The organism is Streptomyces aureocirculatus (assembly GCF_000720475.1).
Classification (GTDB): Bacteria; Actinomycetota; Actinomycetes; order Streptomycetales; family Streptomycetaceae; genus Streptomyces; species Streptomyces aureocirculatus.
Genome location: NZ_JOAP01000210.1, coordinates 1 through 226, shown reverse-complemented (window position 1 = coordinate 226; position 226 = coordinate 1). Strand labels below are relative to the sequence as shown.

The following is a 226-nucleotide window of genomic DNA, read 5'->3' as shown; positions in this document are numbered from 1 at the left end:
ATCTCCGGCTACGAAAATCTTGCCAGAGCCACGTTCAGGTGTACGCCGACAGCAGGCAGCGAAGAGGGGTGAAGCAGGGGTGGCGGTCGCGGGTGTCGTTCACGACGTGCAGCTCGGGGCGAAAGGACGTCGCACCGTCGGTGCGCAGCAGGCGGTCCCAATCAGTGAGGATCTTGCGGCGGACGGCTTCCATGACGGCCCCCTCCCGGTCGGAGCCGGACAGGGG

At 66.8% G+C, this 226-nt stretch carries 1 protein-coding gene; it reads right to left on the bottom strand.

What is annotated here, in order from left to right:
• Positions 1–34 precede the first annotated feature (34 nt).
• Positions 35–226, bottom strand: a 192-nt coding sequence (locus IG78_RS43720) for a hypothetical protein (protein WP_037687783.1), incomplete at its 5' end; no start/stop codon positions are given.